The organism is Arcobacter iocasae (genome assembly GCF_042214795.1).
Classification (GTDB): domain Bacteria; phylum Campylobacterota; class Campylobacteria; order Campylobacterales; family Arcobacteraceae; genus Arcobacter; species Arcobacter iocasae.
In genome coordinates, this window is sequence record NZ_CP090177.1 from 2818217 (window position 1) to 2831144 (window position 12928).

The following is a 12928-nucleotide window of genomic DNA, read 5'->3' on the forward strand; positions in this document are numbered from 1 at the left end:
TTATTTATCAATGCTCTGTTAAAGAGTTTTTAGCTATATCTTTTAATGGTTTTATTAAGTATCTTAAAATACTTTTCTTACCCGTCAAAATATTAATATTAGCAGCCATACCAGGTAGAATTGGTGTTTTTTTATCAAATCCAAGTTTATTAGCTTTTACTTTTATAAAGTAGTTTAAATTACCAAGTTTATCTTCTGTGCTATCAGGAGATATAGATATAATCTCACCTTCTAATAATCCATATCTTGAAAAATCATAAGCAGTTATTTCTATAGAAACTTTTTGATTAGGCCATATTTGTGCTCTATCTGATGCTCTTATTTTTGCTTCAATAATTAAAGAATCTTCTATAGGTGTTATTTCTGCTATATTGTCTCCTGGTTTAATTATTCCACCTACTGTATTAAAATAAAGTTTATTAACTATCCCATTAACAGGACTTATTACAAATTTTCTTAGTTCTCTATCTTCACTTGCTTTATATTTTTCTTCTATTTGTTTAATCTGAAGATTTACTTCTGATAATTGTTTTAGATTTTTTGATAATATCTCAGAATTTACATTTTTATATTTTTTTTCAGACTCATTTATCTCTTCTTGGGCAATTGGAATTTTACTTTTTAATTCTTGTATTTCTGTTACAAGTGTTTGTTTTTTCGATAATTCTACTAAATAATTCTTTCTTGAAATAATGTTCTTTTTAAGTAAGGCATCTTGAATTTCCATATTCTCTTTTGCAAGTTCAAATTCCATTTGGATATTATTAAATTTGGTTTTCAACTCTTCTAGTTTTAGTTTTTTTTGTTCTAATTGGTTTTGAGCAATACCAATTAATCTTTTTTTATTGGCCATTTCTTCATTATAAATATCAACTTCATTTTTTATTATGTTGTCCATATCAAAAGTTAATTCAGAAGGAAAAGATAACTCTTTGTCTTCTATTAGTGCTTCTAATCTTTTTGCTTTTATTTTAAGTGCCATTATTTCTAAATTTTGTGATTTTTTATCTGCCATAAAATATTTATTTTTGATTCTATATAAGATATCACCTCTTTTTACTCTATCACCTTCTTGAACCAAAATTTCTGAGATGATACCACCTTCAAAGTGTTGTAGTATTTTTGTTTGTCCTGATGGGATTACTTTCCCTTCACCTTTTACTACTTCATCAATATCTGTAAATGTTGCCCAAATAAAAAAAATCACTACAAATAAAATCATAGGATAAACAACTATTCGGTAGTTCCAATCTTCATCTTGGTAATATAGCTTCATCTTTTTACCTCTGGATTTCTTAGGGCTTGTAGAACAGCATCTCTTGGTCCATTTGCAACAATTTTTCCATCATTTATAACTATAATCTTATCAACTAACTCTAAAGCTGCAAATCTGTGTGTAATTAGAATCAAAGTTTTGTCTTCTACAATATTTTTCAAATTAATCATTAATTTCTTTTCTAATCCAACATCTAATCCTGTTGTTGGTTCATCTAAAATCAAAATTGATGGGTCATTTGCTATTGCTCTTGCAAGACCTACTAAGTGTCTTTGTCCTGTACTTAGATTAGAACCTCTCTCACCAACTGGTATTCCATCACCTTGTCCGCTTTTTTTAACTAAATCTTCTAATCCTGTCAATTTAATTAATTCCATCATCTTTTCTTTACTGATAGGTTTTGATAGCTCAATATTTTCTTTTAGAGTTCCATTGAATAAAAATGGTTCTTGTGCCATTACCCCTATATTATCCCTTATTTCAACAGGATGTATTGTTGTGATATTATGATTATCAATAAAAATACTACCTTGTGTTGGATGAAGTAAACCTGTAAGCAGTTTTAATAAAGTAGATTTACCAGCACCTGTTTGCCCAATAATCCCTATTTTTTCACCTCTATTGATTTTTATATTAATATTATCCAATGATGGATACTTTGCATTTTTAAAGTAAAAAGAGACATTTTTTAGTTCGATATCTCCATGTAGTTTCCCAAGTCCTATCTCAATATTCTTTTCATTTTCTAATGGCAAACTCCAAAAATCTCTAAGATTTGTAAGTGAGTCTTTTATCTCTTTAAACTTTATGACCATAGATGAGATATTTATAACTGGTACCATTGCTCTACTTGCCAATATTGTTACAGCAATTAATCCACCCACACTTAAGTTTTTGTTTGATATTTCAAATACTCCTACAGCTATTACAAGAATTGTTGTTAGTTGAATAAGTGATTGTGAAATATTAATAGCAAAAGTATTTACTTTTTGTATTTTCACTTGAACATCTTCCGTATGTGAGATGATACTTCTCCATTTGAAAATTTTAGATGATAGTGCATTTGATAGTTTAACCGTATCTGTTCCTTGAATAGATTCAATTAAAAAGTTATGTTTAGATTGCACATTATCCAGATGTTTTTTACTCAAATTAGAAATAGGTATTTGTAAAGATAAATTTATAACTATAATAGTTATTGAAATAAAAAGTGGAACCATCGCAACAGTTGATGAAATTAAGAAGATTGTAATCAAAGCAAAAAAGAAAAATGGGAAATCAATCAGTTGCATAATCGTTCTAGTCGCGAAAAAATCACGAACAGTTGAAAGTTCTTTAAATAAATTAACTTTAGCTCCTGTCATCATTACATCATATTGTGCTTGTAAAGCTAAAACTCTTTTCATAAGTGCTTCTTCAAAATAAATAGAGAGTTTTTTACCAGTTTTATCAATAATATGACTTCTTGCACTTTTAAATACAAGGTCAAAAATCAATACAATAATTAGACCAAGACTTAGTACAAAAAGTGTATCATAAGCAGCATTTGGAACAACTCTATCATATACAATCATAGTAAAAAGAGGTGTAAACAAAGCAAAGATATTGATAAAAAAAGTTAAAACACCAACTTCAACATAAGATTTCCAAAAAGATTTAATAGGATTCCAAAACCAATTGTTATCTATAGCCTTATCTAATAACTCTTTTTTTGTATCTTCTCTAAAAATCAAGATTGCTGTATTGTATTTTTTCAACTCTTTATAGGTGATTTCAGTTACTTTTTCTCTCAAAGAATCATATATTTCTATTTTTTTATTTGCAACATTTTTTCTATAAATTACAGAGTTATTATTTTCATCTAATATTATGCATGGGAGAAAATGTGAAGGAATATCTTGAGCATTTAAATCTTTTTGGATACAAACTAATCCAATTTGTTCACAAACTGTAAAAATTGAGTCAATATCAAAATCATCATCTTTTATGGCATCTAAACTTAATATGGTATTTACACTAACTTCACCATAATAAAAATCTAGCATATATTTAAAAGTAGGTAGAAGATTTTTTATAGCATTCAAAATAAACCTTAGTATTGTAAAATCGAGGAAATTCTAACCAAAACATCCTTATAAGAAAGTAATAATTTAAGTTATACTTATGTTTTTATAATGTATCATTGTCACTTATTAAAATTTAGGAATAATTAAGAATGTTTACATTTATCAAGCGACTTCAAGAGTTAATTGCAAAGTTAAAAAAGAATAAAGGTATGTGGTTTACTACCTTAACTGTTTTATCTGTTATGGGAATCTTTTTTTGTATGTATGTAATAACTACAATGACAGATAGAGTTTCAAAAGAAGTCTATGCAAGTATGACTAAAAATTATGAAAACATTTTAAATATAAGAATAGAAAATAAAAAGAAAGAGTTTGAAAAGCTATTCGTTTCTATCGAGCAAAATGGAACACTATTAGGTGGAATTGAAAAAAATAATAAAATCATGTATGAAGCAATTTCAAATTACCTAAATGAAGAATTTTTAAAAATGGGATATCCAGATTTAAAAATAAAAATTTATAATGTTGAAAATAAAGATAAGGTGTTAAGAAATACAATTAATACTGTAATAAATACTAAAAAGCCTCTTTTTGGGGCAGAAGTTTTACCTGAAGGTGTCTTTTATGAATATCTCTCTCCTTTAATAAGAGATGGGGAAGTCTTTGGTGTTGTGGAGTTTAGAGATTCTATACACTCTTTTCAAAGTGATTTCTTAAGACAAGGTAGTGACTATGTTTTTATTTTAGATAAAAAGATGTTGCCTTTTATATCTTTAGAATATAAAAATAATAAATATGAAGAAATAAACGAACAATTCATATTTGAGAAAGTAAGATATGATACTCTTTTTTCAACAACGATTAAAAATATTGAAGAAGAAAAATTTCATAAATTTTTACAATCAAAATATATTGTAGATGATGGTTATTTTAGATCATTAAAGAAAATTACAGATATAAATGGTGCAGAAATTGGATATATGATAGTAGGTGAAACTACAGAAAGTAGTGGTGGATTTGTTCATATTGCTGAAAACATGACAAATACCGTAACTACAGTTGCTTTAGGGCTTATTATATCTATTATTTTATTTTTATTTTAAGGTGAGTAATGAGAAGACTTAAAATATTAAAAATATATTTTATATTTTGGCTTTTTATATTTTTCTTAGTCTTTGCAAACTTTGATAGTTTCATAAGCTTTTTTATGGCGACTTTGACTTTTAATATTGCCGTACTTACAATTTTGGGAATTGGTATGGTTATTGTCTATCATGCTGCATTTAGACTAACAATGCTTGCTGGTACATTTGGAATATTGGCATATAAAAAAGGTGATGAATTAATTTATTATCTAAAGGGCATTGACAAAATTATGCCTGCTAATATTGCTCATATGTTTTATAAAAGAGCAAAATCTGGTACTTTGTATTTTACTCAAAGTGAAGCAAAAGATGTAACAACTTGGTTGGAAGAGAAGTTTGAGAATCAAAAAATATATATAAACTTCTTTACTGCAACTGCATTAATGATAGGTCTTTTTGGGACATTTACAGGACTTTTAAAATCAATTGATGAAATGGGTGCTATTGTATTATCTCTAGGTGGAGATATTAATTTAACTGAGGTTATTGGTAGTTTCTCAGGACCTTTAAGTGGTATGGCAATTGGATTTGGTTCATCATTATTTGGTGTTGCTACTGCTATTATTTTAAGTTTAAAAACATATATTCTAAGTAGGAATCAAGAAACCTTTATAGAGGGTATTGAAGATTGGATGAAGGGTAAAATCATTGATACCCAATCTGATGAAGTAATTCAACAGTTCAATGAGGCCTCAGGAATTCGTACAACTGTTACTAATGGTGTAAGCTCTTCTAATCAAGGTAGTGGTATCTCTGGGGAACTTGTTATTCGTAAGTTTTTAGATATCTTTTCTGAGTCAATGAGTGAGTTGAAAGATGATCTTAAAAAAAGTAGTGAAGCAAATGAAGTTTTATTTAAAATTTTATCTGATAATTTAGAATCAAGTTCAAAAATAACTGGGAATCAACTTACTTTATTAGAAGGTATTAATAATTCAATTAAAGAATTAAATATAAATCAATATAGTAATTCTAATACTTTAGATGAGTCATTACAAAGCTTAGCAAATATTGCAACAAGTCAGAATAAAAATATAAGACAATTATTAGAAGTACAAAACCAAAATAATGAAATGATGATGGATTTTATGAATAAATTTGATGCAAGATTATCTAAAATTGAAAACAAGTAATTGGGTGAATAATGGGTAAAAAACGCGTTGAAGAATTTAATCCTTGGCCACCATTTGTTGATATTTTTTCATCTGTAATATTAGTTTTATTACTTTTTTTACTGATTACTATTGTTAATATTGCTTATTATGCACAATTTAAATTCAAAGTTTCTTACACTGGAACAATTGCTACAAATGAATTAATCCTTCAAAATAATACTCCTCAAGTTTCTAAAAAAGAAAAAATTGATGTAAAGATAGATGATCCTATAGAAAAAACAGAAGATATTGGTGATATTCAAAGTGCTGGTAAAGATTTAAGCAGAATTTATCAAGATGAAAACACAAAACAAAAAATAATTTCATCTGATGATTATCTTGTGATTAATTTTGGAAGTGAAACTGTAAAGTTAGATGATCCAATTATTGTTCAAATTAAAGATTTTATTGCAAAAATGAAAAAGAAATATCCTAATAACATTGTTCATGTAAGTGCTGTTGACCCCACAAATCAAATTAGTGCTACAGTGATGAAACAAATATCATTAGCTCGTACTATAAATGCAAGAAATCTTGTTAGAAAACTTAACTATAAAAGAAAAGATGTACAAGTTAATTTATTAAATCCAAAGAGCTTAAATATTAATAATAAGAATGAATTTGGTTATATTATTCTTAGAGTAGAGAAGAAGTAGTGTTGAGAAAAATTGAATTATCTATTTTATTTATATTTATTACATTTAATTTATTGTTTGCTAATAGCTCAAATAATAATGAGTCTGTAAAAGTAGAAGTAACTGCAAAAAAGTTTCTTGAAAAGACTAAGGGTATGGAGAGAATTTCAGGAAAAGATGTAGGAAAGACTGCAATTGTTTCTAAACCTATTGAAAAAAGTTTGAAAAAAATTTTTGGTGAAGAAACTACAACTGATGTAAAAAAATACGAAAAGGTAACATTGATAGATGTAGTATTGGAGACTATTTCAAATAACTATAAAGTAAAAGTTGCTAGAGAAAAAGTAAGACAAGCACAAATTGATTTGGATACTGCGTACTCAGGATATAAACCAACTGTTGATTTAGAATATAGTAATGCTCGTACTAAATTAGATCCAAGCGATGATGGTCCTAATAGTGATGCAAATAAATATAATGATGAAACAATAAAACTTCAATTGAAGCAAAATTTATATGCAGGTGGTGCTACTGAATATAAAATAAAAGGTCTAAAAAAGAGTTTAGAAGTTGCAAAAAATCGATATGAACTATCAATAGCAACAGAAATTCAAAATGCTATTAAAGCATATATGGGAGTTGTATTCTCTCACCAATCACTATTAGTTACAGAATCTAATATGAAATCACTTAAAAGAATATTGGAAATAGTTACAACAAAATATAACTTGGGTGCTGCTACTATTGGAGATTTGAATTCTATTAAGGCTAGTGTTTCAAATGCAGAAACAAAACTTAGTAAAACAAACTCTAAGTTTGTGGAAGCATTGAAATATTATGAATATATTGCAGGAGAAAAATTCAAAGATACTTTACCTTATGAGTACAACTTTAAAATAAAAGTTGGTGAATTAGAAAAGTTGATTGAAGAGAGCTTTGAAAATAATTTGAATATTGTTAGTTATCGATTGACTATTGAATCTGAGCGTAATAAATTAAAAAGTGCACAGGCTTCATTTAAACCTAAAGTTGATTTTGAATTATCTCGTACAAGAATCTTCAATAAAGACACTTTACCTGAGGACTTTTATATTCAAAATAGAACTTCTGCAATGATTAAAGTTAAGTACAACTTATACAATGGCGACAAAGATTATAACAAGGTTTTATCGGTATATAGTACTATTAGAGAAGTTAGATATAAAATTGAAGAAGAAAAAAGAAAACTAAAATGGATAATTTCAAACTTGCATCAATCTTTACATTCACAAGATGATTCTATTCAAAGTACAATTGATGAAGTAGAATCTTCAGCTGTTACAGTAGAATCTTATTGGGAAGCTTTTAAAAATGGAGAACAAGATTTACTAACACTTTTAACTGCACAAAGACAATTAAATACTGCACAAGTCTCTTTGATAGAATCTTATCAAAATAGGTTAAATGATTATTATAAACTATTATTTGAGTCAGGTGCTCTTGTAGCTCATTTTCAATTAGACCCTACAAAAGATAATTTTATAGATTTTACAAAAAGTAATTATAAAAAGAAAAACTTAGCACTAAGTGCTGAACAAGTAGATTTAATGGAATTTGCAAAAAGAAAAGAGAAAAAAGAAAAACAAGTTGCAATTCAAAAAGTTGATACTTTAGAAGATATTCTAAAATTCAAAGATAAATTTTTAGATACTGATGATGATTATTTTACAATTTATATTGGAAAGTTCAAATCTATTTATGATACTTTTAATTATATAAAAAGTAATAAGTTCTATAAACAATCTTTTATGGTAGATGAATTAGAAAATTATAAATTTAAAAATGTTTTAGCATATGGTATTTTTGAAACAAAAAAAGATGCTAATACAGCATTGGATTCATTGAAAAAAGTTGAAAATAAAAAGTATAAAGTTGTTTCAATAGGAAAGGTAAAAGATTTATATAAAACATATATTGATGGATATGATGAACTAAAACCAAAAGAACTAGTTGAAACAAGAACAATTAAAATGGTACCAAAAGCACCTTCAGAGTATTTTACAAATAAAGAGTTCAAAGATAAATTTTTATTAGCAAATGAAGATTATTATACAATTAATCTTGCCACTTTATCAAATCTTGATAGTGTAGTAAGACTAGTTGAGCGTGAGAATCTTTATGATAATTCATTTATTTTTAGATATGGTCCAAAAAAAGAATGGATAAAAATTGTTTATGGGGTATATGATAGTTATGAAAAAGCAGAACTTGCCTTGGCTTCATTATCTAATGATTTAAAAGATAAATATTTTCCTATTATTGAAGGTATTAAAAACAAACAAGAACTATTTAAAAAATATTCTGATTTGACATTAGGAACTCCAAGCTTTTCTACAAAAAAAGGAGAGTTTGTTAAACTTTCAGAAGAGACAAAAACCCAATTAAGAGATGCAAAAACTAAAGAAGTTATTCAAAAAAGAGTTCAAGATAAAGTTTTAAATAATAAAGAAAAAAAACTAGAGGACAAAATACCATCAAAAGAAGAAGTAGATAAAAAAGTTGAAGATAAAACTTCAGAAAATGAACAGAAAAAAGAAAAAGAAGTTATTGATAACTTAAAGCCTAAAATTGATAAAGAAAAACCATCTTCAGAAAAATATACACTTACTGCTGTAAATATCAAAAAAGATAAAGTAAATTGGTTTTTAAATAGGTATGAGGTAAAAGATTATAATATAAAAGATTTAGAAAATGGAGAAGTAGAAATAAATCTAGGCACTTTTGAGAGTAAAGAGAGTGCTTTAAAAGCTTTAAATAAATACCATCCCTTTATCCAATCTAGTGCCAAAATTGTAAAAATTGGAAAAGAGTAGTAGATGACAATACGAAATAAAATTTTTATATTTGTATCTTTTATAATTATCTCTATATCTTTATTTATTATATCAGTAATGTATTCTTCTGAAAAATCATTAATAGAAATAAACTTTCAAAAAAACAATCAAAAAAATAGAGAATTTCTAATAAGTACTTTACAAAAAAACCTTTTATTAAATCAAGAAGAAGTAATCAATAATATCCTTGATATAACACTAAATACCACAAATATTAAGTATATAAGAATCTATTTTGAAAACTATTTATTTACAAAAGAGGGATTAATAAAAAATTCAATATATCCTCAATATTCTAATTGGAATGTAAATGATATAAGTATAGATGCTAGAATAGGTTATGTAAATATTGAGCCTAATAATTATTATAAATTAAATAATAGTGTAAATTTTAATCCTAAACAACCATTATCACTTAAGTTTTTCCTTTATAAAGATGATAAAACTTTAAATGCTATTTCTAAATTGAACTTTTTTTATGAAAAAGCTAGGGAAGGATTTGATTTAAAAAGTATTGATAAAAATCTTATTTCTAGTTCAAATATCTATTTTTTTGATAAAAGATTAGCTAGATTAGACTACATGATAGATGATAGCACATTAGAAAATAAATTATCAAAACTATATGATGATTATCTTTTATATTCTGTTATTGCTTTTTTGTTAATACTTGTAATTATTTACTTGATTTATTACTACTTTTCTAAAAGTGTAACTTTAAAAAATGTTATTATGTTTAAAGAATATCTAAAAGAAGTTTTAGACACTAACATGTCAAGTAAACCAATGGAAAAAAGTGGAGATGCTAATATTGATGAATCAATAGACTTATTGAGTAAAATATTAAAGAAATATTCAGCAGTTTTAAGCGAACTTAATATAAATAAAGACATCTTAGAAAGAAAAGTTTTTACAGATGATTTAACAGGACTACCAAACCAAAAAGTCTTTGAACTGGACTTAAAAAATATGTTTATATTAGGCTCTAGTGGCTATATTGGCTTAATTAAACTTGATTGTTTAGGCTCTTTTACGAAAGATAATGGTTCTGCTTTGGCTAATCACTTAATCGAGGAATTTTCTAATACAGTGCAAAATAAGTTTTCAGAACACGGCTTTAGTAAATCTACTTTTTATAGATTTTTTGGTTCAGAGTTTGCAATAATAATAAAAGATGAAAGTGAAGATAAAGTAAAAGACTATTGTAATGATTTAGAAGAAGAATTTAACGAAGTAAAAGAAAGATATGAGATAAAAGATAAGTTAGCTTATTATAGTTTTATACCATTTGATAAATATGGAACAATAAACTCTATTCTTCAATCTATGACAGAATCTTATAATAAAGTAAAAGATAGTGGAGAAACTTTCAATATTGTTAACTCTTCAGAAGTATTAGATAAGTTTTTACTTTTAGAACAAAATGTTCGAGATATAATTAGTAATAACTCTTTTGAAATCACTTTTGGGCTAGATACAAAAAGTAATGGATTTGGTGAAAAAACTATCATGAGGGAAGTTATTCCTATAATATATGATGAAAACCATGAGAGATTTCAAATTGGAACTTTTATATCAATATGTGAAAAAATTGATATGGCAATTGACTTTGATAAATTAGTTATTCAAAAGGTTGTTCAATATATCAAATCAAATGAAATAAGTCATGTTATTGCTATAAACTTATCACTCTTTTCCTTAAGAGATAAAGAGTTTATTAATTGGTTACATGCTCTTCTTATTTTAGATAAAGATATTACAAAGTATTTGGTGTTTAGTTTAACTTCATATAATGTTTCAACTAATATTGAAGTATTTAAAAACTTTGTAAGTGAGGTACATAGATTTGGAGCAAAAGTTATTTTAAAAAGATATAGCTCAAATGACTTTACCCTTGATGAGTTGAAAAGTTTTAAATTAGATTATTTAAGAATTAGTAAGGACTATACAACAAGCGTTTCAAATGATCGAGATAAGAAACACTTTTTAAGATCAATAGTTAACTTTGGGCAAGCAAATAATACTCTTATCTTAGGTGATAATATAAAAGACGCAAGTGATTTAGAAATTTGTTTTGCTATGGGTATTGATGGGAATAGTAGTTATTAATGAAAGGTTTAAATATGAAGTTTTTTTATGTAGGTGCAATTTTAATATTTCTATTGTTTAATGGTTGTACAAACAAAGAACTAGTTACAAATAGATATTTTAAAGCATATACAAAAGACGAAATTTTAAATGCTAGTAAATTAGCCTTCAAAGATGTTCCAAATATTGAGTATATTGTTGATTCATATAGAAATAAACTTGAAGTTACTAAAATAGAATTATTCTATAATATCTTAAAGAAAAAAGAATATATATTAAAAGTAGATGAAGACAACTGTGGTACGAGTGCTGTTTTAGAAGTAAAAACAAGTGATTCAGATGGTAAAAATCTAAAATATAATGATATTGATGACCATGATAAAATTTGGAGTAGAATAGATTATTTTTTAGGTAAAAAAAATGAAGTTCTCGCCAATGGTAAAAAACTTACAAGGGATAAAGATTTGAATAAAATGTTTATTAATTATGTTCAAAATATAACTAATAATAAAGTAATTTTGCCTACAAAAGATATGAGTAATTGTGTGATTAAAAACGAATTTGCTTTTGGTGTTATAAAAGATAAAATAGATGATAAAAATGAAAATAAATAAAATTATTTTAATAGTTGTATTTCTATTTAGTCTTCTTCAATGTGATGAATTTGATGATGCTATAAATTTATATAACAATAAAGAATACTCAAAGGCTTATACTCTATTCTACAAATTAGCCAATGAAGATAACTATAAAGCACAATTTAATTTAGCTCAAATGTATAAGAATGGATGGGGAGTTGAAAAAAATTATTTTCAAAGTTTTTATTGGCTAGAAAAATCTTCTGTATCTAAAGATCCAAAGACTTTAAATAATTTGGCTTATTATTATGAAAGAGGATTAGGAACAAGTAAAAATAAAAAAATGGCCTTGGAATTATATGAAGAATCTGCTAATGAAGGTTATGCTATTGCTCAATTTAATTTGGCAATGTTATATGAAGAGTTTAATACAAATCAAGAGTTTTTATCAAAAGCATTTAAATTATATAAAAAATCTGCAAAACAAGGATTTATTCCTGCACAAAACAATTTAGCAAGATTGTATTACTTTGGTCAAGGTGTAGACAAAAATCTAGAAGAAGCCTTTTATTGGTATAAAACAGCTGCTAAAACTGATAAAGATGTTGCTGCTTTTAATCTTGCTTTGATGTATTATAATGGAGAGGGAATAAAAAAGAATTATGATAAAACACTCTATTGGTTAAAAATATCTGCAAATTATGGAAATAAATTTGCTCAAACACAATTAGCAGACTTTTATAGAGAAGGCGAAATACTTAATCAAAGTTATAAAGATGCTTTCTTCTGGTATTTTGAAGCAGGTGCAAATGGGTATGCTAAAGCACAGTATTATGTGGGCTTGTTTTATTATGAAGGACATGGTGTAGAACAAGACAAAGGCACAGGACTTTTTTGGATGGAAAAATCAAAAAATCAAAATTATGTATTTGCAAAATCCTTTTTAGAAAGATTAAAAAATAATCCTGAATAATCTCTCATACTTCACCGATATAGGTACTTTAAATAAAATAATTTTTTTATTTAAAGAAAGTTATTCTTAAGTTTATATAAAATTCAAATTTTAGTTTCTCTCTGTTATAATAAAGTATAAACTAGCGCAGAGGTTTTAAA

At 26.0% G+C, this 12928-nt stretch carries 9 protein-coding genes; 7 read left to right on the forward strand and 2 right to left on the reverse strand.

What is annotated here, in order from left to right; all coding sequences use genetic code 11:
- Positions 1 to 7 precede the first annotated feature (7 nt).
- Together LXN10_RS14165 and LXN10_RS14170 are read right to left on the reverse strand one after the other, a co-directional pair.
- Positions 8 to 1276 carry an HlyD family type I secretion periplasmic adaptor subunit gene (locus tag LXN10_RS14165; RefSeq protein WP_375723628.1) on the reverse strand — a complete coding sequence of 423 codons (1269 nt, stop codon included), beginning with the start codon at positions 1274 to 1276 and terminating at the stop codon, positions 8 to 10.
- Complete coding sequence (locus LXN10_RS14170; protein ID WP_375723629.1) at positions 1273 to 3360, reverse strand: type I secretion system permease/ATPase; 2088 nt, start codon at positions 3358 to 3360, stop codon at positions 1273 to 1275. The genes LXN10_RS14165 and LXN10_RS14170 overlap by 4 nt, the downstream gene beginning before the upstream one ends.
- Before the next feature lie 131 nt (positions 3361 to 3491).
- Between LXN10_RS14170 and LXN10_RS14175 the strand changes: the two genes are divergently transcribed.
- From LXN10_RS14175 to LXN10_RS14205, 7 genes are read left to right on the forward strand one after another with little or no spacing between them, the layout of a single operon-like run.
- A complete protein-coding gene (locus tag LXN10_RS14175; RefSeq protein WP_375723630.1) occupies positions 3492 to 4445 on the forward strand; it encodes a cache domain-containing protein in 954 nt (317 codons plus the stop codon).
- Between the two features lie 8 nt (positions 4446 to 4453).
- Positions 4454 to 5620 carry a hypothetical protein gene (locus LXN10_RS14180; RefSeq protein ID WP_375723631.1) on the forward strand — a complete coding sequence of 389 codons (1167 nt, stop codon included), beginning with the start codon at positions 4454 to 4456 and terminating at the stop codon, positions 5618 to 5620.
- 11 nt (positions 5621 to 5631) lie between these two features.
- On the forward strand, positions 5632 to 6297 hold the full coding sequence (locus tag LXN10_RS14185; protein WP_375723632.1) for a hypothetical protein: 666 nt from the start codon (positions 5632 to 5634) through the stop codon (positions 6295 to 6297).
- 2 nt (positions 6298 to 6299) lie between these two features.
- On the forward strand, positions 6300 to 9128 hold the full coding sequence (locus LXN10_RS14190) for a TolC family protein (protein WP_375723633.1): 2829 nt from the start codon (positions 6300 to 6302) through the stop codon (positions 9126 to 9128).
- A gap of 3 nt (positions 9129 to 9131) precedes the next feature.
- Complete coding sequence (locus tag LXN10_RS14195) at positions 9132 to 11258, forward strand: bifunctional diguanylate cyclase/phosphodiesterase (protein ID WP_375723634.1); 2127 nt, start codon at positions 9132 to 9134, stop codon at positions 11256 to 11258.
- 14 nt (positions 11259 to 11272) lie between these two features.
- Positions 11273 to 11851 carry a hypothetical protein gene (locus tag LXN10_RS14200; protein ID WP_375723635.1) on the forward strand — a complete coding sequence of 193 codons (579 nt, stop codon included), beginning with the start codon at positions 11273 to 11275 and terminating at the stop codon, positions 11849 to 11851.
- The gene (locus LXN10_RS14205; RefSeq protein WP_375723636.1) at positions 11838 to 12788 is read left to right on the forward strand and encodes a tetratricopeptide repeat protein; all 951 of its coding nucleotides are present in this window, start codon (positions 11838 to 11840) and stop codon (positions 12786 to 12788) included. Before LXN10_RS14200 ends, LXN10_RS14205 begins: the two co-directional genes overlap by 14 nt.
- Positions 12789 to 12928 lie beyond the last annotated feature (140 nt).

What these genes read in the sequence shown, in the direction of transcription:
- LXN10_RS14200 (WP_375723635.1), top strand. Translation starts at nt 11,273, where the DNA reads ATGAAGTTTTTTTATGTAGGTGCAATTTTAATATTTCTATTGTTTAAT.
- LXN10_RS14195 (WP_375723634.1), top strand. Translation starts at nt 9,132, where the DNA reads ATGACAATACGAAATAAAATTTTTATATTTGTATCTTTTATAATTATC.
- LXN10_RS14165 (WP_375723628.1), bottom strand. Translation starts at nt 1,276, where the DNA reads ATGAAGCTATATTACCAAGATGAAGATTGGAACTACCGAATAGTTGTT.
- LXN10_RS14205 (WP_375723636.1), top strand. Translation starts at nt 11,838, where the DNA reads ATGAAAATAAATAAAATTATTTTAATAGTTGTATTTCTATTTAGTCTT.
- LXN10_RS14180 (WP_375723631.1), top strand. Translation starts at nt 4,454, where the DNA reads ATGAGAAGACTTAAAATATTAAAAATATATTTTATATTTTGGCTTTTT.
- LXN10_RS14185 (WP_375723632.1), top strand. Translation starts at nt 5,632, where the DNA reads ATGGGTAAAAAACGCGTTGAAGAATTTAATCCTTGGCCACCATTTGTT.
- LXN10_RS14175 (WP_375723630.1), top strand. Translation starts at nt 3,492, where the DNA reads ATGTTTACATTTATCAAGCGACTTCAAGAGTTAATTGCAAAGTTAAAA.